General features: G+C 28.1%; 19 protein-coding genes and 1 pseudogene. 1 reads left to right on the top strand and 19 read right to left on the bottom strand.

The window, feature by feature from the left end; translation table 11 throughout:
- Positions 1 to 67 precede the first annotated feature (67 nt).
- Both GXK56_RS01320 and GXK56_RS01315 read right to left on the bottom strand, forming a co-directional pair.
- Positions 68 to 1018 carry an ATP-binding protein gene (locus tag GXK56_RS01320; protein ID WP_160683844.1) on the bottom strand — a complete coding sequence of 317 codons (951 nt, stop codon included), beginning with the start codon at positions 1016 to 1018 and terminating at the stop codon, positions 68 to 70.
- Between the two features lie 112 nt (positions 1019 to 1130).
- A complete protein-coding gene (locus tag GXK56_RS01315) occupies positions 1131 to 1886 on the bottom strand; it encodes a MerR family DNA-binding transcriptional regulator (RefSeq protein ID WP_160683841.1) in 756 nt (251 codons plus the stop codon).
- Between the two features lie 530 nt (positions 1887 to 2416).
- Between GXK56_RS01315 and GXK56_RS01310 the strand changes: the two genes are divergently transcribed.
- A complete protein-coding gene (locus GXK56_RS01310; protein WP_160683838.1) occupies positions 2417 to 5143 on the top strand; it encodes a hypothetical protein in 2727 nt (908 codons plus the stop codon).
- A gap of 222 nt (positions 5144 to 5365) precedes the next feature.
- Here GXK56_RS01310 and GXK56_RS01305 read toward each other — a convergent pair whose 3' ends face one another.
- The 17 genes and pseudogenes from GXK56_RS01305 to GXK56_RS01230 all read right to left on the bottom strand — a co-directional run bounded on the left by GXK56_RS01305 (position 5366) and on the right by GXK56_RS01230 (position 22541).
- Positions 5366 to 5887, bottom strand: a complete 522-nt coding sequence (locus tag GXK56_RS01305; protein ID WP_160683836.1) for a VanZ family protein — start codon at positions 5885 to 5887, stop codon at positions 5366 to 5368.
- Between the two features lie 236 nt (positions 5888 to 6123).
- The gene (locus tag GXK56_RS01300) at positions 6124 to 6579 is read right to left on the bottom strand and encodes a hypothetical protein (protein ID WP_160683833.1); all 456 of its coding nucleotides are present in this window, start codon (positions 6577 to 6579) and stop codon (positions 6124 to 6126) included.
- A 263-nt stretch (positions 6580 to 6842) separates the two neighbouring features.
- Complete coding sequence (locus GXK56_RS28470) at positions 6843 to 6968, bottom strand: hypothetical protein (RefSeq protein ID WP_279283028.1); 126 nt, start codon at positions 6966 to 6968, stop codon at positions 6843 to 6845.
- Between the two features lie 24 nt (positions 6969 to 6992).
- Positions 6993 to 7774 (bottom strand): annotated as a pseudogene (locus tag GXK56_RS01295) (UTP--glucose-1-phosphate uridylyltransferase).
- 22 nt (positions 7775 to 7796) lie between these two features.
- Positions 7797 to 9248, bottom strand: coding sequence for a hypothetical protein (locus tag GXK56_RS01290; protein WP_160683830.1), 1452 nt, complete (start codon positions 9246 to 9248; stop codon positions 7797 to 7799).
- 364 nt (positions 9249 to 9612) lie between these two features.
- Positions 9613 to 9942 (bottom strand): EamA family transporter, encoded by a 330-nt coding sequence (locus GXK56_RS01285; RefSeq protein WP_160683827.1) that lies wholly within the window; start codon positions 9940 to 9942, stop codon positions 9613 to 9615.
- A 1-nt stretch (position 9943) separates the two neighbouring features.
- A complete protein-coding gene (locus GXK56_RS01280; RefSeq protein ID WP_202127799.1) occupies positions 9944 to 10282 on the bottom strand; it encodes an EamA family transporter in 339 nt (112 codons plus the stop codon).
- An 8-nt stretch (positions 10283 to 10290) separates the two neighbouring features.
- Positions 10291 to 11226 carry a glycosyltransferase gene (locus GXK56_RS01275; protein WP_160683824.1) on the bottom strand — a complete coding sequence of 312 codons (936 nt, stop codon included), beginning with the start codon at positions 11224 to 11226 and terminating at the stop codon, positions 10291 to 10293.
- The gene (locus tag GXK56_RS01270; protein ID WP_160683821.1) at positions 11213 to 12343 is read right to left on the bottom strand and encodes an FAD-dependent oxidoreductase; all 1131 of its coding nucleotides are present in this window, start codon (positions 12341 to 12343) and stop codon (positions 11213 to 11215) included. The genes GXK56_RS01275 and GXK56_RS01270 overlap by 14 nt, the downstream gene beginning before the upstream one ends.
- Before the next feature lie 89 nt (positions 12344 to 12432).
- A complete protein-coding gene (locus GXK56_RS01265; protein ID WP_160683818.1) occupies positions 12433 to 13227 on the bottom strand; it encodes a glycosyltransferase family 2 protein in 795 nt (264 codons plus the stop codon).
- Positions 13224 to 14012 carry a sugar phosphate isomerase/epimerase family protein gene (locus tag GXK56_RS01260; protein WP_160683815.1) on the bottom strand — a complete coding sequence of 263 codons (789 nt, stop codon included), beginning with the start codon at positions 14010 to 14012 and terminating at the stop codon, positions 13224 to 13226. The genes GXK56_RS01265 and GXK56_RS01260 overlap by 4 nt, the downstream gene beginning before the upstream one ends.
- Before the next feature lie 70 nt (positions 14013 to 14082).
- Positions 14083 to 15018 carry a sugar nucleotide-binding protein gene (locus GXK56_RS01255; RefSeq protein ID WP_160683812.1) on the bottom strand — a complete coding sequence of 312 codons (936 nt, stop codon included), beginning with the start codon at positions 15016 to 15018 and terminating at the stop codon, positions 14083 to 14085.
- Between the two features lie 221 nt (positions 15019 to 15239).
- Entirely contained in the window at positions 15240 to 16589 is a 1350-nt protein-coding gene (locus GXK56_RS01250) for a hypothetical protein (RefSeq protein WP_160683809.1), read from the bottom strand.
- 202 nt (positions 16590 to 16791) lie between these two features.
- Positions 16792 to 17709 (bottom strand): SDR family oxidoreductase, encoded by a 918-nt coding sequence (locus GXK56_RS01245; protein WP_160683806.1) that lies wholly within the window; start codon positions 17707 to 17709, stop codon positions 16792 to 16794.
- A gap of 33 nt (positions 17710 to 17742) precedes the next feature.
- Positions 17743 to 18702 carry a glycosyltransferase family 2 protein gene (locus GXK56_RS01240; protein WP_347707924.1) on the bottom strand — a complete coding sequence of 320 codons (960 nt, stop codon included), beginning with the start codon at positions 18700 to 18702 and terminating at the stop codon, positions 17743 to 17745.
- 55 nt (positions 18703 to 18757) lie between these two features.
- The gene (locus GXK56_RS01235) at positions 18758 to 20482 is read right to left on the bottom strand and encodes a glycosyltransferase (protein ID WP_160683803.1); all 1725 of its coding nucleotides are present in this window, start codon (positions 20480 to 20482) and stop codon (positions 18758 to 18760) included.
- 31 nt (positions 20483 to 20513) lie between these two features.
- The gene (locus GXK56_RS01230; protein WP_160683800.1) at positions 20514 to 22541 is read right to left on the bottom strand and encodes a glycosyltransferase; all 2028 of its coding nucleotides are present in this window, start codon (positions 22539 to 22541) and stop codon (positions 20514 to 20516) included.

The raw sequence follows: 22541 nt of genomic DNA, 5'->3' as shown, positions 1-22541 counted from the left end.
GAGGTCATGCTTGCTTTTATGCGTGGCCTCTTTCCATTGTTATACAAAGATCTGACTCAATAAGGTATCAGGTCTCTTTTATTTTATATTTTTTATTTTTACTTTTTGGTTTATGAGGAATAGTATATTCTATCAATCCTTGATTTAGCAAATTATCTATCGCTTTTTTTAGATTTCCGGTAATTGATTTATATCCTAACTCCAAAGCAATTTCTTTTTTTGATTTCTCTGATTCTTTTAATATTTTAATTAACTTTAATTCAGTCTTATTCAAATTATCTATATTTATTATATCAATTTCCTTTATTGATTTATCTTGGGCCTCATCTTCAATAAAATATTTATTAACAGGTAAATTCACTAAAAAATATGTTCTATCATCATCTGTATCAAAAATAGGTTTTGGTGATTTATTTATCTTCATAGACTTAATTATTTTAGGAATACCTGTTGCTCGGCCTTCTGTCAGCTTTAATTCTTTCAAAAAGTCTCCAATTCTTCTATTTCTATACCTTCTTGCAATCACTTGCCCACTATCTATATCTGATTTTTTTATTGATTTATCTGGTCCTGGATAACTTACTATAGTAATCCTATCTTTATCAATTCTAACTTCTATTGGATTTCTTTCCTCATAGCTTCTATGATATACTGCATTTACAATAGCTTCTTCTATTGCTGCATACGGATAATTAAATACCCTTATCGCTTCTGCCTGACCAGCCACTTTAATAACTTTTTCTCTTATTATTGTATTCTTTATATACTTTAGAATATTTCTGATTTGCTCATGAATAGGTCCTGCAAATATCTTTTCAATAGGTATATCACTAACTTTATGGTACAAATCGCTTTCTACATCCCCAAGATACTCTTTTATTAGATTTAGCTTTAAATCTGATACTTCTGAAGTGTAATGCACTCTATCATCAAATGGTATATTTCCAGCTAAATTATATAATTCTCTCTCCTCATCTTGTTTAGCCGGAACAGTACTAGAATAGCGTCTAACATACAATTTATAATCCTTTGCTTTAGAATGAAAATCCTTTGGAGATTTATATGGTCTATTTTGCCCTCCTGGGGCCCAAATAACAATAATCCATTTTCCTTTATATAAATTTTCTTACTTAAAGTAATTCCACCCATGCTTCATAATAATCATATCTTTTATCCTCACAAGCAGAAATCAGGTATTTTCCGATTATAGTACCTGTTTTGTATCCCAATTTTTCAGCATTAAGTATTAATTCATTACAATTGTTCTTATTATTAATATCATCACCATCAACTTTTAACAAGCCCTTTAAATATAATTTTTCACAGCTATCTTTATCTCTAAAAATATTCTTCTCCTCTTCTTCAGATACAAACATTCCATAATCTGCAATTGATTTTTCAGAATCAATAACTATTACAAAATCATCAACATCTGAAATGTAGAATTGTGTCATTTCTTTACTCAAGTAATTTTTAGAATAATTGAATAATTTAATTGGAGGGAAAATATATTTTTCTATATAGCAAGGGTTGGATTTATAATATTTGATTTTCTCAATACTTTTTTCTTTTGTTTCAATTTTTTTAACGGCTTTTTCTAGGCTAGCTAATTCTTCAATAAGCTTTTTTCTATTTTGACCTATAATAAATTCTAATTCATCAATATTCATCTGTCGCATTAACTTAATTTGTTTCAATGGAATGTTAAGGTTTCGATACAGTATAATATCCCAAATTCTTAATATTGTCTTTAAAGAAATGGATCGGTAGTTGTTGTCTTTATCTCTTGGAAATTCAACAAGTGATTGATCTTCCCAATATCGCAATGTAGAAGAAGGAATTTTAAGTACTTCTGAAATTTTCCCTATATAATTTCTTTTTTTCATATAAACCACTCCTGTATGAAGTTATATTTTAAATATATACGTCTTGACTTTAAAGTTACTTTAAAGTTTATAATGTGAATATAGCATAAATAAACTTTAGACGTCTAGCATAATAATAAAATATTATAATATTAAATTAATTTAATTTAGGCTATTACTTTTCAATTCTCATTTAAGGTATTACTAGAATCATCTAGTACACTAATAAAAATATTAATAAATACCTATAAATACTTTAAGCTATATTATTTTTCTTGATTGCTTATCAACGTTTTAAAATAATATCTATTTTTCTTATTATATTAAAAATTACTTAGTAATTCATTTATAGTTAATAAATATAAAATGTGGAATAATATCAAAAAGGTACCCAAATAATGTTTTTTAATTGTATTATATACCGAGAGAGAAAAATATAGGTTTTCAAGAGACATTATGTCGTTATTTATTTATTTTTTATATTATCTTTAATATAGATATAATATTTCTTCATAATGTCGATTGATTACAAAAAATTAGGAGGAAATTTTATGTTCAAACGAGCTAACAAAATTACAGCATTATTAGTGGCTGCTGCTTCAGTTATGTCAATTGTACCAGCAATGGCTTCTACAAGATTAGGGGTTAAAGATGGTCACATCAAAGGACAAGCTTTCGCTTACGACAACGGAAAATACATCTATGAAGGATACAGAACAGATGAAGATGACAACGGTATTTACTACAACAACGGTAGTGCAGAAAAAGAAAAATTCAATGATGATCTAAGAGATTATGAATTAAAAGCTAAATATGGTACAAAGTACGCTTATGCTCAAGATGGGAATGACCAATATTTAGTTGATTTATCAACAGGAAAAATCGTTGATGATGAAACTCCAGAAGATAAAGCAGATGAAGTTAAAAGTAAATTAAGATCAGCTTTAAAGAAAACTGATAGATATTCATTAACTAGTAGCTGGGATACAGTTGACCTAGGAGATCAATATTCTGGAACTATCAAAAGCAGAGATGGTTACAACTTAAACGTATTTGGAAACAGATTCGGAGAAGTTTGGTACCAATATACAGCTAAAGGTGACAAAAACAACGGAACAAATACAGGTTCTATAGTAGGAAACGTTGATACTGCTGCTAAATTCACTATACAATTACCATCAACAGTTCCAACAACAGGAACATATAAAGTTGGTAATGGAGCATTCTTAACTTATCCTGCTACAACTACTAAAGCTGAATTTGCACAAAAAGTTGTTGCAGCATTAGTTGGAGATCCAGATTTTGCTTACAATGTTACTACAGATACAGGTGTATTTGATGTTACTACTATCAAATATGATGCAACTTTAAACCAAATCACAGGAACTGCTAAGAAAACTGGACATGTTGATGCAACTGTTGCTTTAAGCCATTACACAGTTGTAGACGGTCTTGGAGCTGGAGAACAAACTACAGGAGCTGCCGCTGGTTTAGCTTTAGATAAAGTTATTAAAGCAGAAGGTACAAGATTACAAGTAGATGTTAAAGCTGCTAGAGATGCAGTAGCTGTTATAAAGGATTCAGATCCAGCAACATATGCTGCATATACAGCAAGATTAAATGCAATAGCAGTAATTGGAGATGAAGCACCACTTGGAGCAACAACTGTACAAGCAGTAAATACATTAGTAGCTAACCCAGCTGTAGCAACTCTTTCTACTTATACAGATGCAGGAATAACAGGTGTTTCTGCTGATGGATCAGTATCAGGAACTATAAGTGTAGCAGTAGCAAATGCAGCATTAAAAACAGCAATTGCTAATGGAAAATTAGGTGATTCAGTATCAGATGCTTTCGCAAGACAAAAAGCAATTCAAGCTATAATCACTAATGAAATAAGTAAAACTCAATCAAGCACAAAAGCTGTATTATACCTAGTAGACGGTAAAGTTCAAAGCAACGGTTTAATCGGAGTAAGAGGAAATTACACTGGATTCGTTAACGGATCAGGTAAGTATATCGATGCTTCAGCTACAGCTAACATGTATATCTATAGCCAAGCTGCAAAGAAAACAGTAAGAGTTAAAGAATACGATAAAGCAAATCAAGATTATAATATCACTGTTAACTTAGAAAATCTTTATGCATTAAATCAAGATAAAGATTATATCTATGCTTTAGCTAAAGTTGCAGTATCAGAAACAGGATATGCAGTAAATGAACAATACTTCATCCAAAAGATATCAAAAGCTCAAGGAGACACTAAAGACGGTGCTTACCTTCCAAAGAGCGTTGATTCATATCAATTAGATAACAATACTATATACGATTGTGATGATTCTAAAGTTGCATACAACTTCTTAGTAAATGGTAACGAAGATGGATTTGATTTAGAAAATATCACAGTTAAAGATGGCAATTTATATATAATTGGATCTAAAGATGACAATGGAGATAAAGATAAAGTTAAAGTATTCAAGATTGTTTTAAGAAAAGACAAAATTGATACTAAAGATAGTAGTAAGAAAAATGTTGATGTTTATATAGCTAAGAAAGATGGGGATAGCGATATAGATATTAAAGATGGTACAAGACACACAGCAATCGCATATGACGTTAATGGAAACACTTGGGTAATAAGTAAAGGTACTATCACTAAGTTCAATGGAACTGAAAAGAAAGAAATGTACACTACAGATAGATCATTTGATCATATAGATGTATATGACGACAACAACTTAATTGCTTGGGATGAAGATAATGAAGTTTACACAACAGTTCAAGAAGGAACTAAGAAAACTCAAGATGAATCTACAGCAGTTACTCCAGCAGTTGTAACTGGATGGGTTAAAGGAACTGATGGAACTTGGACTTACAATGATGCAGCAGGAAATAAAATTGTTTCTAAATGGATTAACCTTGGTGGAGCTTGGTACTACATGAAAGCTGATGGAATCATGGCTACAGGCTGGTATCAAGACGGAGATGCTTGGTACTACTTCAATCCATCATCAGGAGCTATGCAAACTGGTTGGATAAATGACAATGGTACTTGGTACTACTCAGCTGGCTCTGGAGCTATGGTTACTGGCTGGATAAATGACAACGGTAATTGGTATTACTTATCTCCATATACAGGCGGACCAAAAGGTTCTATGAAGACTGGTTGGATAAATGATAATGGTACTTGGTACTACTTAAATGGCTCAGGAGCTATGTTAGCTAATACAACTGTTAATGGTTATAGATTAGGTGCTAGCGGAGCTTGGATTGGATAATATAAACAGTTAATACTATTAATATGCAATTCTGCGTGCTCTTAGCAAAATTGCATATAAGATACTTTCCTAAATTTAAAAATTCAGATATGTTGCTGGGAACGAAAGTTTCCAGCAATTTTTTATCTATTTTTTATAATAATGCAATCTTTTTTATAAAAGCTAATGCGGTACTTTATAATGTTTTTATGCTCTTCACTTCTAAGTTCTAAATCATAGTCTTTAGTTTCTGTCTGCTTTATTGCTTCTTCTGCCTTTTCTATCTTTATTTTTAATTTTACTTCCCAATGCAAAGACCATATTACTTAATGTAGTTCCAATTATTCCTCCACTAAAATCTATTAACACATCAATTAAGCTTGAGGTTCTACCTTGAACATATTTTTGAAAAAGTTCATCAAATACTGCAAACAACAGAACCACAAATAATGGATAAATAAAAGCCTCTACTTTATTAACTTTTGCAAAACTAATGGTTATAAAAACAACTACAGCTAAAAGAAAGAATTCAAAAGCATGAGCACTTTTTCTGACTAATACATTTAAGTCAGATTTGTCTATTCCTCTTTCCTTTACTTTATCTATAATATCAGAATCTAAATAATCGCTTTCTTTAAGCATAGTTACAACACGATTTACTATATTTTCACTTATATTATTTGATGCAGTTCCTGTTTTGCTTGAATTGAAAAATATAAATGCTATACATAAACAACATATTAATACTAATACTATTTTTTTCACTTAACTTACGCATCTCCTTCTATATTACTAATTTTATCCTTAATTTAATTTAATTTAATCACTATTTTATCCCTACTTTAATTAGATTCACTATCCTCAATGCAACTTGAATAAAAAATAAAAGTATCTATACTAGTATTTTACCCAAATTATGCTGAAAGAAAGCAACTAGTCTTCCATAACAGACCAAGTCACTTTCTTAAATAAAAATATTCTATAATCAAATATAATTCCTTTTATATTAAAATATATTTTTTTGTTGAACAGCTATATTGTACAATCCTATCTAATCCTTTTTCATCAGTAAAGCCAAATTCATATCTAATAATTTCAATATCATCTTTATTTGTTTCTATTGAGTCTCTAGGCTCTATTTTATCTGATGTTTTTTTAGAATTAACCTTGTTATCAGAATCAAAATATATTTTCTTGCCAGTGCTTTTTACTGTTCCAGTTACTTTATATGATGTTATATCCTTATCTGTATTATTAACAAAGGTAGCCTTTACAGTATTATTTTCATCTATAAATGTTACAGGAACCTCTTCAACATGGATTGGTGGTTCCTCTACTATCCCCTCTGCATTTGCATATTTTTCATCCGTTGTTTTAACTGTTTCAACCTTCTTTTCGCAGCCTATCATGGAAAACATCATTATTACCACAAAAATTGTTATAAGTATTTTTTTCATTGTTCAATCACCTCGTGAACCATTATAATACAAATTGGTTCAATGACCAAATTTGTTTTTCTGCAAATTATAATGTTGCATGCCATAACAGATTCAGTAGTTTAAAAGCTTTCGCTTTCGCCTTTTTTATTAATTAGCAAAAAATGTTGGTCTAAAGTAAATCAATTTAAAATCAACTATTTATATTATATATTGTAGTTTTATTCATCAATAACCGATCTCTATAATAGGCTCAGTACCAATTATTCCGCTGACAAGAAATATTATAATCTATAAGTAAATTGTGGATTGTACAGTACTTTTAATTGCAAATCAACACTTACAACCATCAATATCTTTACAAAAAAGAGGTCATGCTTTTTATTTAATCCCATAACCTCTTTTACCATTATTATACAACGGACTACCACTTCTTAAATTACTGTTTCTAAATACTTTACAAATTCATCTTTAAGTTCTGGCTTTCTAAGTGCATATTCCACAGTAGCTTGTAAATATCAGAGTTTATCCCCCACATCATATCTTCTGCCTTCAAAGTTATATGCATACATTGCTTCTTCTTTAATAAGTTCTAGTAAAGCATCTGTTAATTAAATTTCATAACCTTTACCAGGTCTAGTATTGTCTAAAATATCAAATATTCTTGGAGTAACTATGTATCTCCCTAATATTGCAATATTTGAAGGCGCTTCATCAACTTCTGGTTTTTCTACTAGTCCTTTTACTTTAGACACTTCGTTTTCTACAGGTATTCCATCAACTATACCATACTTGGATACATGTTCCTCTGCTACAGTCTGCACACCTAATATACTTGTTTTATATTCATTATAACAATCAATGAGCTGCTTCAAACATGGTGTTTCAGTATTATAAACAATATCATCTCCAAGAAGAATTGCAAAATGTACGTCTCCAACAAATGTCTTAGCACAACGTATAGCATGTCCTAATCCTTTAGGCTCCTTTTGAAGGTCTACAGACTTATCAAAGTAATCTTCAATACACTTCTTGTTTCTACCTGTAATAATAAGAATTTCTTCTATTCCAAAAGCAATGCCTCTTCAATAATATATTGAATTGTTGGCTTGTCAACTATAAGAAGCATTTCTTTTGGTTGAACTTTTGTTACAGATAAAAATCTCGTACCTAGACCTGCAACAGGTATTACTGCCTTTCTTATTTTCCTGTTCACTTTTACATCTCCTACGTATTTATTAATCAATTCTATAAAATACACGCTTTAAACTATTACCATTAGCATAATATCGATATATATAGGAACTAATCTTACTAAACAATATCATTAGTCCTAAAATAAATACTAAAAATAAATAGTAAAAAGATGGGAAAAAATATCTGAATTCAAAACTTTGTGTATTAATTATAAAACCTCCATAATAAAAAACTGAAATTAGTAAGAGAAATGCTAGCATAATAAAAGATTCATGTTTAATTATTTTTGCATAACACACTGCCAGTATGCCCAAAACAAACCATATATACGGCTGGCGAATTACTGAGAACGCACTATGAAAAAGATGATAACTTTTGATAAAATTTGTTCTTAGACTAGTATTATTTATTTTAATATAATTACTGTCAGGTACATTGTACTCCAATAAGTCAGCCAATTCATGTGTAATACCTAAATTGCTTAAAATGAATTTAAATTTATTTTTTAAAAAAGCCTTTGGTTCATTTTTCATTAACTCAAAATATTTTTCTTTTACCTTTTGGGCGTTATTAGATTCACCAATAATATCAGGTTTAAGAATACTCCAAAGCCAAGGATTAACACTTTCATTATTCTCAGCGTTCTTTTGCAATGCAGCATTTGTACTTCCTTGACCTCCAATTTCATCTAAATAATTAATATATTCTATTTTAGATTCTTGTCCCAATTGATTAATGGTAGAAAGAATCTCCCAAGAAAATCCTGCTGTAGAACTATCATAAACTTTTATATTTAATATACTAGGAACCATAAAAACCAAACTTAATCCCATAAGCAATGCGCTGACTCTTAATAAAAGCAAATGAATATTTTTTTTCTTTCTATAAAAATATACACAAATCAAAAAAAATATTGGTAATACAGTAAATGCATTTTGTCTAAATCCGAACATGCAATAAGATGATAGTACCAAAAATAAAAAATGTATAACTTTTTTTATTTTTGGATTATCTTCATTAAAATTTACGACAAGCAATATGTACAAATTACTTCCAATTATGAATCCCACTTCTGTAGAATGATATACGCTAAAGGTATAAAAAATTGGTGTTATAATAAATATAATTATTGCAAATAATTTATAGGTTCCAAACACACACTTATCAATTAGAATAAACGTAGTTAAAAAAAATAAAAAACTTTGAATTATTGTAAATGATGATATATTATAAGTAATCATATACAATATAGCCATAAAAAACTGTGGAGTAATACTAATCCAGCTATCAATTTCTTTAAAATTAAACTTTGAACTTGATGATAATATTTTAAACACTGAATCCCATCGAACGCAAGAATCCGAATATAGTATACCTGGATACGTTATTAGTGTAAGAATTACAGATAAAAAAACAGAGATTATTATTAATAATAAATACTTTTTTTGCTGTTTGGTTTCTATCTTAATCCAATCTAAATCAAAACATCTCATATTGTCACCCTTTCTTTACTTTTTTCCATATCCTTCATATTTAAGTTTTCGAATTTGTGTCACCTACCTTCCTACAGTTTCACTTATAGATAACTTTGAACATAGAATCTTTACATACTAACTATCTACTGAAATTATCCTATTTAACACTGTAGGCTTCTTACTTTTTTTACAAAATCTAGTTATAGAATAAATATAATCGAATTGCTTTTTGAACTATACAATTATTAATTTAAATTTTTATTACTAAATAGGAATACATTATTGTGCTTATTTTTGCTGTTTTTTATCATAATATTTTAAATGCCTATATATATTCAGTCAGTAATTAGACTTTCATATGTTTGTACACCGAAATTGTGTATCACTTTATAGTAATTAATAGTGCACCAAAAAAAATAAAAATAATTCCAAAAATCTTTTTGGTAGTTACTTTTTCTTTTAAAATAAAATATGATATGATCATAGTCCAAATATAAGTTATTGAAGTTAATGGCAACACAATAGAATACTCTAAAGATCTTAATATATATATATTTAATATGGCTGATAAAAAATACAATCCTCCACCAATATATAAATTCTTGTTAAAAGCTAAATGTTTTAGAGATTTAAATTCTGAAGCTTTTTTTAAAAATAAAGCAGCAACAGCTCCCATCATAGTCATTATTATAAGTAAAATAAAAAATAACATTTTAATCGTCACCACCTCCTATCAAAGCCACACCTATTATAATAACTAAAACACCAATGATTTTTATTAATGTTATTTCTTCTTTTAAAATTGTTGCTGCTAATATCATGCTTAGCACATAATTTAGACTTAACATTGGTTGTAAAACAGACAAACTACCGAATTTGTATGCAATAAGCATAACTCCTGCACCTATAATATAAAAAACAAATCCTAATAACAGAATTAATATTCCTTTATTGGATGATAACTTCCACAGTAACTGTCCAATGCACACACATATAGACGATATGCACATTAGCATAATTCCAACCTTATTTTTGCTCAATGACTCTAACATATTTACTCCTATTTTGTTAACTTTTCAATTGATTCAATCATATACTTTTGCTTTTTGAAAATCAAATCTATAATAATTGAAAGATATTTAATAACAACAGCTAAAATTGAAAATACACCAAAAAATCCAATTGCCAAAAATAACATTGTTGTTGTCCAACCAGCCACAGGCTGTTGACTTGCAAAAATAAATACTGTATAAATACCAACTAATACTATACCAATTATCATTAAAAACGTCATAAAAATTGCAGCTTTATATGCAATATCAGTAAATAAAATTAATGATTCTATAGCTATATTTTTTCTAATATTTCCATCATCTCTATCAATATTTTTCTTCATATTACTTTCATAATAAAACGTATCTATTTTCAATCCACAATTTGCATAAATTGCTTTCCTATAAGGAATAGTCTTATTCATAGATTGAACTCTATTAATTGCCCTTCTTGACAAGATTCTAAATGTTTCAGTTTTTAATTTATTCGGATTATTTGAATATCCATTAAAAATATTATAGAATAAAATTGAGGTCTTTTTCATAGGCTTCTGCGCCGATGCACTTACAATATCAAATCCTTTTAATGATTGATAATAAACTGCCATGATAGTCTCTATTGGATAATCAATTTCTATATTATCAAATTCAAAAACAAAATCACCAATAGCTAAATCAACTCCTGCATTCATAGACAATTCCATTCCTTGGTAATAACTCATATTCAATATACTGATAACTGCTCCATTCACTGTGTTAGCAAAAGCTTTTATTTTTTCTACACTTTTATCTGTAGAAAAGTCATTTACACAAATTATTTCGTACTTTTCAAAATTATTATCAAGCACTGTATTTACTTTTTGTAAAATATCAATTATTTGCTTTTCAATATTTCTAATATAAAATACAACTGAAATAAAATTCTTTTCTTTATTTGTTACCATTCGTAAGCACCTCATCTAAATCATAAACTGTATTTATTTTTCCTGAAAGAACACTGATAAACCTCGGAATTGATGAATATTGTTTAATAACTGTTGGACGAGAATCATCGATTTCCGAAGCTTTTAAAATAGGCTTCATAGAGAATAATGAACTTGCATATTCAAATTCATATTCTTCTTTCAAATACTTTTTAGCCATATTTGACATATAAGTCCAGGCACTTTGTGGTTTTGCTGGACACTCATTACAGTTACCTAACTGCTCAGGTGAACAAAACCCATTACTTTTTTCCTGACACTCAAATTTTGGGAGACTATCATAACTTGTCATATGCGGTGTAAAAGTTACTGATGTCAATGAATGATAACCAGTTTTACCAAATGGCATTATTGAAAAAAATGGTCCATCCATAACTGTAATTCCAACATTTTTCAATTTATCCGAAACCTTACATAATATTATTTCGCATAATTCATACTTTATTTTAAATGGCTCATATCCAAGTTTATTAAGTATTTGATTACAAGATGCATAAGTCGCATTAAGTAAAAAATCTGTTGAATAATTTTCTCCATTCTCTAATATTATATCAAAATGTGTTTCAGCTTGATTAATATCCCTTATTTTTACATCATATTTAATTTGCACATTGGGATATTTTTGTAACTCACTTAAAAAATATTCCTTTAAAATATTGGCATCATATGTATATTCTTTAGTCAAAAATGCGCCGTCACACATTCTATCATTAAAATATTTTGATGGATTAATATCTTCACAATGAATATTAGCCGCTTTACAAAACTTCATAAACTGTTCTGAACTTGTCCAAGAAAAGTTAGCAGAAGTTGCATATACCTTTTCAAATTCAGTTAATACACAAAATGCGTAATCTTCCATAAATCTATCGAAGTAATGAGCAGATTTTATAGCTGTTGAATATGACCGTGGATAATGGTAACCCATATGAACACGTGCTTGATTTATATACGTTGCTCTTTTAAATGGTGCTGAATCATGCTCCAATACTAATATTTTTTCTCCACGTTTTCCACAAAAAAGTGCTGAGTATAAACCATATAACCCTGCACCTAATACTATCTTTGTATAAACCATTTTAAAGTATCTCCTTTAAATTTAAAATTTGCTAGCAAAAAGCACAATATTAATGTAAATAAAGATTATAACAAATAATTTACTATGCTTTATTCTACATTATAATCGCCTCTCAAATTCTTAAATAAAATCTTAAGCAACTCACAATTTCCTTTTAAAAAACTAATTTTAGTAGGTATCTTACCGGTTTTAGGATATTCTCTTGTAACTGCAACCTCGCAAACTTTTAATCCTATTTGAGTAGCTCTTGTTGATAGATATGCAAGCAATTCATATGTCATAAATATATCTCTAAAAGGCTTAACTTTGAGATCAGTTAAGTATTTTCTTGAATGTGCTCTATATGCATTTGTCGTATCAGTAAATCTATGTTTCGCTGTCAAAGATATTATTGGAGCATGAATAAGCATTACGGATATATGGCGAATTAATGGAGTATTTATAGCTTTGCCACCCTTAATAAATCTAGATCCTTGAATAAAGTCATACCCTTGTTCAAGTTTTTCAATAAACTTAGGAATATCCTCAATACTATCCTTATTATTACCATCAACTGTGATAATACCATCATATCCCCGTTCCAAAGCCCACCAAAATCCCATTCTCAATTGGGCACCTTGTTTACCTATATCTTTCTTTGTCAAAAGCGTATTTACTCCCAATTTTATTAATTTATCTGATGCAGTACATCCGTCTGTTGACCCGCCATCACAAACAATAATATCTACTAAGTTGTGTATATTATATTTATTAGCACGTTCAAGTTCCTTAATTATTCTTTCCCCTTCATTAATAATTGGTATACATACACAATATTTCGCTTTTTTAGGATAATATTCATTACATTCAAATTTCGGAACACCAGTTATCCCTTCATAAATCATGAAAACACCTCTTTAATATATTTAATGGTCTGTTTTATTTCATCTAAGTTTTCGCGTTTTCCCATTTCTATCGAAACAAATTTATCATATTTCACTTGCCTTAGTATATTAGCCAGTTCAACATGAAGTTTCCTCTTTTCTATTAACGCTAAATTAGGTTCACTAATATGAACATGATTTACTAAATCAATATTATCAGATATCATTGAAATCGCTTCATTGTTATAAATTACAGTTCCTAAATCAATATTTACTTTAAATGAATCACTATTAACTATTCTTGAAATTTGAAATGCTTCAGAAGTATAATTTATAAAGTTTGTATTATATATTACAGGATTAGGTTCCATAGATATAACCGTTTTTTTTTCTTTTGCATACTCACCTAATTCTTTAAAAAAAGATATTGCTATTTCCATGTCATTTGCATTTTCGCTAATTCTATTTTTAGGGCATCCAAATACCACATTTTTGCAATTCATACTACTTGCAAAATCAATTGCTTTCCTGGTGTAGTTTGCTAAAACCTTTCTTTCTTCATTCGATCCAAAAATCTTCTCTGTTCTTCCATACCATATTGATTGCATTGAAGAAATTGCCAGTCCATAATTTTGTTTTAATTGAATAGCATATTTTTTTGCCATCTCCAAATTATTATATGGTTCATTTTGAAATATTCTTGTTGGAGCAATTTCAATACCCTCAAATCCAATATTTTTTATATAATCATACATTTCACAATCATTTTCTGATGTCCATGCTATATTTGAAATTGACAATCGCATCTACTTTCCCTCTTTTCCATAATATTAGTAATCTAAAACATTTTTATAATGAATATAACCTATAAATAATTTACTTTTTTATTTTTTCCTCATTCACAAAATTAATTATTTCTTTCAAAACAAAATCTTTATTAAAAATATATCCATTACTTCCATCAAAAATTTCACTATATTTTGTCTTATAATTATAATTCGGAACAATCTTAGATATTTCATTCTCAAATTTAATCCCCATAATTGCTTCATAAATTTCATTAACTGTAAGAGGTTCTACAGCTAAGTTTAATAATCTAACGTTATTTTTAATAGCTATATCAATATGCTGATAAAGATATTCTAAATTATAAAATTGAAAACAACCTCTACTATCAGTAAAATTCAATGCTGAAAAACCAATATTATTAAAATAATCTTTTAGCTTAATCTTTTCTGACTGTGTTATATCTTTACATTCATAAAAATCATTTTCTTGCTTAATATAATACTCTTTTATAAGATTATTCTTATCACATAATTGCATAAATTTTTCTTTATTGAGCATTGTAGGAATAATATTAATTAAATCATAAATAAAATTCTTCTTTAAATTTTTCCCAAATAAGCCTGGTAACCTAATTATAGTATGATTTTCAAAGTTTTCAGATACCATTTTCTCAAGTTCATATCTATTATAGCCATAAGGGTGCAAATTACTTGTATCAATTTCTGTACTTTCATCTACATCTACGGGATTCTTATATACATCAATCGTCGAAATTAGTACTATATGTTTAGGATTTATTTTTTTTATATTATTAAATGCATTCTTAATTATTTCATAATCTTTTTCTGGTTCTTTATTAGCCAAAAATTTTTCTGCTTTAACTCCTGCATAGATTAATAAATCTGGATTAGATTCAAATGCATCTTCTATATTCTTCGAATTATATTTCCCTTTAAAATTACACATATTTACCAAATTAGAACCTACAAAACCTGTATATCCTACTAAAATTGCATTATTCATATAAAACGCTCCTTTAAATTAAGTCATATAAAATCATCAAAATTATTACTATATAAAAAGTAAATTACAACTTCTAAAATAAACACTTCTTTAATTTTAAATGTGAATATTTTTTCATTCCTAATTACTATAAGTAATTATAGTATAAAATTAAAAATATACATAGTAATTAATTTCGAAATAATTTTTGAATTAAAACTTTATCGTAAATAAAAATTGCATTATTTTACTTCACTGCTTTTACCAAAAATAGAAATATTATTTGTAAATAGTATTTTTATAAAATATAATATTAAAACAGTAGCCAATGGTACAAATGGAATAAACCAAGTAATTGTACAATGTATTCTATGAATATAAGTATGTGGTTTAGCTAAGATAAACCATGATAATGGTGCTAGTAGCGATACTAATGAACTAACAGTTAATGCAACTAATTTACTGTTACCCTCTATTTTATTTTTCTTAAATAAGTACAGAATATAAAACGAAATTAATATAATAATACCTATAACTCCAAAATTTGATAAAGAAAAAACTTTTTTAAAATAGTAGGCCGGATATGATCCCATGATTTTAATCACCTCAATATACGGTGCTTTAGCTGACATTGCAACTAGTGGATTAACATTGTCTGATTCTCCAGTTAATCTTCTAAATATACTATCAAAAAATATTGTTTTGGCTGTTTCTACAGAGGAATATTCAGCAATTAATAGCTTGAATTTTATAGCACTAACTACAATAAAAGACATAAACGCACCAATAGTTGGATATGCACATACTTTTACGATTTCTCTTACCTTATATTTTCTATATATACACATAAAAATATAAGGTATCATCATTGCTATCATAGTAGTAGAAATAAATTCAAAATAAAATAACTGTTTTAGCATGCAAGTTAAAAATGCTAGTATCATAGGTAAAAAATATTTCTTATTGGTAGTATCAAAATATTTACTTTCAACAATAAAAATAGATACTACCATTGGCAAAAATAAACTCCAACTTATCCAATATAAATTGATTCCATACATAGCTATTGATGGCGAAAAACAAGCTATCATTGCCAATATAATATATCCAATAATTATATTCGTGTGATTCTTTAGCCAATTAATAAAAATAGTTAAAACAACAGATAAAAGCAGTGCATTAATCATATAAAATATAGTTATATTAGTGCTTTTTGAAAATGGTGATATTTGATTAAAGAAATTGTACACATACCTATGAATTGTTAAACTTGAATTATAAATTCTATAGTCTTCTCTATCATATTTTTCATTATTTACATATGCATCGTAAACATCCTGACCAGACTCTATTTTTCTTCCATCTTTCAAAACCAATCCTGGAAAAACTACTTCTTGAAAGTAACTGCTAACCGGATAATTTTCCCTATAATTCATATCGGCAATCATAATTCCATTTGAAAATGAATCAAAATCTTTAGCCCACTCAAGGTCTGTGGTTTTTAAAGCAATATTGAAAAAAGTAGCAATAAACAGCATTGTAATTGATAATCCAATAAATATTTTTTCTTTTTGTTTTATTAAAAAAATCATTATTCTTATTCCCCTTTTAAAATCTTTATTATTAATTAAATTCAAAAAAATGATTAGTCTACATAAATGCAAGTGGCTTTCACTCATGATAAAATTTAATTTCAACTAAATTAAATTTTATAATTTTAAAAGGACATTTTAAATAGCATTCAGTTTTTACCAAAATATTACTAAAAACTAAATCCAAACTTATCCTTTATATTTACAATAATTGATTGTAGTAATTTAAAGTTTCCTCAATTCCATTCTCAAGACTATATTCAGGTTTCCATCCTAATTCCTCTTGAATTTTATCATAGCTCATATAACTATTTTTTATATCGCCTTCTCTTTCCAATGCATATATAGGTTTAATATTTTTACCTAGTATCTCAGCTATACAATAAAATAGAGAATTCACTGTAGTTCTTGAATTTGTACATACATTATAAATTTCACTTCCATTTGATTTTATAGCTATTAAATTTGCCTTTGCAACATCTTTGACATAAACAAAATCTCTTATTTGCTCACCGTCACCATATATATTAGGAGCTTCATTTCTTAATAACTTTTCACAAAATATAGAAACAACTCCGCCTTCTCCTGATGAATCTTGCCTTGGTCCATAAACATTAGAATATCTTAAAACAGTATAGTCTATATTGTATAGTTGTTTATATACATATAGATAATGTTCTACAGTATGTTTAGTTATGCCATATGGAGATATCATATTTAAAGGATGTTTTTCATCTACTGGTAAATATTGTGGTTCTCCGAAAATTGCTGCCGAAGCTGGATAAATTATTTTCTTTACTCCACAAGTTCGCGCTGCCTCAATAATATTTATTGTGCCCATAATGTTTATACTAGCATCTTCAATTGGATCATTAATGGAATTAGGAACACTTATTTGTGCTGCATTATGTATAACTATATCAGGCTTTTCATTTTTTAAAATCTCAAATATAGCTTCATCCCTTATATCTGCTTTATAAAACTTAGCTTTAGAATTTATATTTTCTTTTTTCCCATGACTTAAGTTGTCAATTACACAAACTTCAAAATCATTATCAATTAACATATCAACTGTATTTGAACCTATAAATCCCGCACCGCCTGTAACAAGAATTTTCATAAATATCACTCCACCTTATTAATAAATTTCTAACTAAAACTTCAGCATAATTAATTTAATTGTATTAACTATTAAATTAAGCTGTATAATTATATAATTGATTATATTTCTATTTGAATACTTAACTTTTTCTATTTTCTTTTTGCTTTTTATACCTTCAATAAACCCCTGTGAATATTCTTTTCCCATTCCTTTTTTTAGGAAGAAAAGGTATTTAATAAAAAATCCCAATACCAAAAAAGGAATATTAACAATTATTTGTAGGAAAGGCATGTTTTTTAGTATAACATAGATATTATTTCTTACTGCAAGCCTAACTTTAAAAATATTGTATCTACTTCCACTAGTAGCACTTCCTATATGGTAAACTTGCGCTCTACCAGCATATACATTTTTATATCCATATATCCTAGCTCTATAACTCATATCTACATCTTCCATGTAAGCAAAAAAGCTTTCATCAAAATAACCAATCTTATTGAATATATCTCTTCTATAAATTGCTGCACCTGCACAACAACTAAACACTTCTCTATCTTTAGTAAATTTATTTATACTTGCTCCATCTCCACATTTATATGCCCATCCAAAAATCGTATACTCATCTCCAGCATCATCTATTCTATCTTTTTCATTGTATCTTATCATCTTACTGCAACAGGAGAATATTTTTGTATCTTTTTCTATACAGCTAACTAAACTTAGAAGCCACTCTTCCTTTACTTCTGTATCATTGTTTAAAAGAACTACGTAGTCGCTTTTTGATGCTTTAATCCCTTCATTTACAGCCTTACTAAAACCATAATTCTTTTCCAACCTTATAATTTTTATATCTTTATATTTATTTTTTATATACTCATAGCTACCATCTATAGAATTGTTATCAACTATTATAATTTCATAATCATCAAAAGATTGCTTATAAATAGATTCTATACATATATCCAAATAGCATTTTCCATTATAATTTGGAATTATTATTGATACTTTCATAATGCCCTCACGCAATTTACTTATTGTTTTAAATAATTTATCCTTTTATATGTCCTCACCACTTGATAAATTGTAGATTAAAATATCGATCTCTTTCTAGAAGACCATTCCCCCATTTATTGATAAAAAACTCAGTATCTGAAATAGCTATCTTATTATAGCTATTCGGATTATTATCACATACTTCTATAAATGGCATGAATACTATAAATTTATTTAATCTTCTGGCTTTCAAGCAAAAATCTATAAAGGCTAAATAAGAAGAAATATTTTCATCAAATCCATTTACCTCTTCAAATAAATCTTTTTTTAACAAAACACAATTTTCAGATATAGCACTTAAATTTTGCACTATTTTTAATCGTCCCATATATCCATAATAATTTCTATTTATATTTTCATATAAGTTTTTAACAACTTCGGATTTTTCCAAAGCTAAACCAGCATTTTTAATTTTTCTATTTTTATATAAAAATTTAATTCCTACTATACCAGTATTTTTATTCTGAATATACGATACCATAAGTTTTAGCCAATCATTGGTTATAGTATCTATGCCTTCACTTATTAATAGAATAAAGTCTCCCTCTGCTCTCTCTACTCCATAATTAATTACTTTGGAATAAGACTCCTCTTTAATATTAATAATTTTCACATTAAGCTTTTCTAATTCATAAGAATTATTAATTTCATAACCATTATTCAATACTATAATTTCATAATTACTGTACCCAGCCTTTTGTATTACATTTTTTAAATAGTTCTCCAATTCTTTTAAATCAAATGCATTATTCTGAAATATTATTGAAACTTTATACTTTTCATTTATATCATAATTTATTTTATATGATCCAATAAATTCCCCGTAATTAACATTTCCCCTTAACCCAATCCGTTCCAAGTGACTCTCTAATGCTTTCTTTCCTGCTAATACTGCATATTCTTTATTTCCAACCTCATAGGCCGTTGAATTCCTATTTATCCGCCAGTGATACAATATTTTAGGTATATGCGATATTTTAGAAGCAACCTCAGTTATTCTTAATATAAAATCGTAGTCTTGGCTTCCATCAAATTCTTTTCTAAATAGGCCAACCTTGTCAATTAGACTTTTTTTAAAGACAAAAAAATGACATATGTAATTATAGCTTCTTAATGTATCCGGAGACCAATCTGGTTTAAAATGTGGTTCAAACCTCTCTTTTCCATCCTCTGAAATTTTATCTTCATCTGTATATATAACGTCAGCTTTTTCATTATTTATTACTTTTACTACCTCAAAAACAGCATTTGCATGTAATATATCATCGTGATCTAATAAACCTATATATTCTCCTGTCGCAAGGGATATTGCCTCATTAGTATTTCCTGATATCCCTTTGTTTTCATTTAAGAATTTTATTTTAATTCTCGAATCTTTAGATGCATAATCATTTAAAACTGGTCTTATGTAGTCTTTATCACTTCCACCATCTAATATACATAATTCCCAATTTGAGTATGTTTGATTAGATACTGATTCAATCAAATCCATAAGAAAATTTTTAGGAGTATTAAAAACTGGAACAACTATACTTATTTTAGGTTCATATGCAAACTTATTATCTTCATTCATAATATTTTGATACATTCCATCTGTAGACAACATGCACCTATAGTTTTTCTCTGTTTTATCATTTATTTTTTCTGAAACCTTATACCAAAAGTTCTTTATTCCACATCTTTTTATGTAGTTAATTCCTCTTTTTACGTTATATAGTCTTATTTTTGTTAAATTCATATATAGATCACCTTTAAATCTCATCATTGTTTTAGCAAAATATCTTTTCTAAAATATCAATACTTGATTCCCATTTCCACTTATTTGCTGTCTTAATACCATTTGCAATAAGTTTCTTTCTTAAATCCAAATCATTTATCAAGCTCTCAACTGCCCTTTTAGCACCAGAAACATCGCCTTGTTCTACTACTAAAGCATTATATCCATCTAAAATGTACTCATCATACCCAGTAACTTTTCCTACTACGCATATTCCACCACAAGCCATCATCTCTAATGGAGGTCCAAAAAAACCTTCAACTCTACTCATTTTTAGTAATACATCACAACTTGAATATATATACTTCATATTATCCATTGGAACCTTTTCAAAAAACCTGTCACATTTCCAGCTAGGTTTAGGCAATCCAGAAGAACTTACACACCATACTTCACAATCTATATCAGATACAACATTAAAAGCATCTTCCATTCCTTTATATGGTATACTTATTGATCCTTCTAGTAAAATTCGTATTTTATCTCCCCTAGGACTAATAGAATCAACCTTATGAATTATATTTTCATCTAATCCATTTGGCACATAATAAGAATCTTTATCAAATTTTTCTTTTAACCAAGCTTGAATCCATTTAGCCTCTGTTATATACTCATAATCTAATTGATATGTAGCCATAGCCATTTTATATTGCTTACTTCCTTTTGCATAAAATCGACTTTCATCAGATTGAACAAAATAGAACTTTCTTTTAGCTGGTATATCCTTTATGGTATATGCTGTGCTCCAACCAGTTGCTATAACAATATCTAGGTTAGATGAAATATTATCAATTGTGATAATTTCAACTTGCTGATTTGGAAACCAATTTATATCTGTACTTCCATCTACTGAAATTAATATTACATCAAATCCTCGTTTTAGTAGCCTATTAGCATGTTGGCAAACAACTCCTATTCCTCCTGATATCTCACAGCCTGGAATTACATATGCTATTTTGGGTTTCATACTTACAATATTTTCATGCTCTTCTAGCATTAATTTATTCCAGTATTCATCATCTTCTTTAAAACGTAGCTCCAAGTTATTGTTATGAAGTCTTAGATTTGTCAACACCTTATGTATTGATTTGAACTTATATCCTTTATACGCTAATCTCAACCAAAGTTCATGATCCTCTCTATACTTCATTTTTGTCTTAAGTCCACCAACAGCCCTTAAAGCATCTGTTCTTGCCATTACAGTACTTTGGCATGGAACACAAATTTTCAGTAACATTTCATAATCGCAATCAGGACTATAAACAATCTGATTATTTTTTATTTCAGTCTTTCTTGTTCCATCTACAATTGCTCTCCATCCTCCATAAACAATATCTACGTTATATTCTTGCATATAATAAATTGAAAGTTTTAGTCTATCAATTTCTGCAGTATCATCGCTATCTTGAAAAGCAATATATTTTCCTCTAGCTTCTATAATTCCTTTATTTCTTCCACGAACTGCATTTCCACTATTATTTTTAAAGTAGAATGCTCTTATCCTTGGATTCTTCTCATATGATCGAACTATTTCAATTGTTTCTTTTGGTGAACCGTCACATATTAGCAATAATTCAAAATTACTAAAAGATTGATTTAAAATAGACTCAATGCTCTCTCTTAAAATATCAGTTCTATCATAAACAGGAATAATAACGGAAACTAATGGATTATCACCATCTGTATCAATATTTATATTCTTTACCTTAAAATTAATTTCATGTCTAAAATAATCTTTAAATTTCCTAAATATAATAGTTGGATTTTTTCTTAGCTTAGTAAACTTCCCCTTGATTTTTCTATAGAACAAGACCATTTTCCAATATTTCGAATTGTAAAGTGAGAATAGTTCTTTAGTATTTTTATCATTAAGCTCTAATAAATAACTTAAACTATTTTCCCTTTCTTTTAGCTGGTCTTCCTTTTTTTCTAATTCCTTTTCTTTTTGGAGTAATTCTTGTTCCTTTTCTTTTAATTTTTTTTCTTTTTGATCGATTTCTATATTTGTTGGAAACGTCAT

It is taken from the genome of Clostridium sp. C2-6-12 (genome assembly GCF_009928485.1).
Taxonomy (GTDB): domain Bacteria; phylum Bacillota; class Clostridia; order Clostridiales; family Clostridiaceae; genus Clostridium.
Note: the sequence above shows the minus strand (reverse complement) of the source record. Positions and strands in the feature narration are given on the sequence as shown.

Coding starts and splice junctions, on each gene's coding strand:
- GXK56_RS01315 (WP_160683841.1), bottom strand. CDS start 1,886: ATGAAAAAAAGAAATTATATAGGGAAAATTTCAGAAGTACTTAAAATT.
- GXK56_RS01310 (WP_160683838.1), top strand. CDS start 2,417: ATGTTCAAACGAGCTAACAAAATTACAGCATTATTAGTGGCTGCTGCT.
- GXK56_RS01300 (WP_160683833.1), bottom strand. CDS start 6,579: ATGAAAAAAATACTTATAACAATTTTTGTGGTAATAATGATGTTTTCC.
- GXK56_RS28470 (WP_279283028.1), bottom strand. CDS start 6,968: ATGGTAAAAGAGGTTATGGGATTAAATAAAAAGCATGACCTCTTTTTT.
- GXK56_RS01290 (WP_160683830.1), bottom strand. CDS start 9,248: ATGAGATGTTTTGATTTAGATTGGATTAAGATAGAAACCAAACAGCAA.
- GXK56_RS01285 (WP_160683827.1), bottom strand. CDS start 9,942: ATGTTATTTTTTATTTTACTTATAATAATGACTATGATGGGAGCTGTT.
- GXK56_RS01280 (WP_202127799.1), bottom strand. CDS start 10,282: ATGTTAGAGTCATTGAGCAAAAATAAGGTTGGAATTATGCTAATGTGC.
- GXK56_RS01275 (WP_160683824.1), bottom strand. CDS start 11,226: ATGGTAACAAATAAAGAAAAGAATTTTATTTCAGTTGTATTTTATATT.
- GXK56_RS01270 (WP_160683821.1), bottom strand. CDS start 12,343: ATGGTTTATACAAAGATAGTATTAGGTGCAGGGTTATATGGTTTATAC.
- GXK56_RS01265 (WP_160683818.1), bottom strand. CDS start 13,227: ATGATTTATGAAGGGATAACTGGTGTTCCGAAATTTGAATGTAATGAA.
- GXK56_RS01260 (WP_160683815.1), bottom strand. CDS start 14,012: ATGCGATTGTCAATTTCAAATATAGCATGGACATCAGAAAATGATTGT.
- GXK56_RS01255 (WP_160683812.1), bottom strand. CDS start 15,018: ATGAATAATGCAATTTTAGTAGGATATACAGGTTTTGTAGGTTCTAAT.
- GXK56_RS01250 (WP_160683809.1), bottom strand. CDS start 16,589: ATGATTTTTTTAATAAAACAAAAAGAAAAAATATTTATTGGATTATCA.
- GXK56_RS01245 (WP_160683806.1), bottom strand. CDS start 17,709: ATGAAAATTCTTGTTACAGGCGGTGCGGGATTTATAGGTTCAAATACA.
- GXK56_RS01240 (WP_347707924.1), bottom strand. CDS start 18,702: ATGAAAGTATCAATAATAATTCCAAATTATAATGGAAAATGCTATTTG.
- GXK56_RS01235 (WP_160683803.1), bottom strand. CDS start 20,482: ATGAATTTAACAAAAATAAGACTATATAACGTAAAAAGAGGAATTAAC.
- GXK56_RS01230 (WP_160683800.1), bottom strand. CDS start 22,541: ATGACGTTTCCAACAAATATAGAAATCGATCAAAAAGAAAAAAAATTA.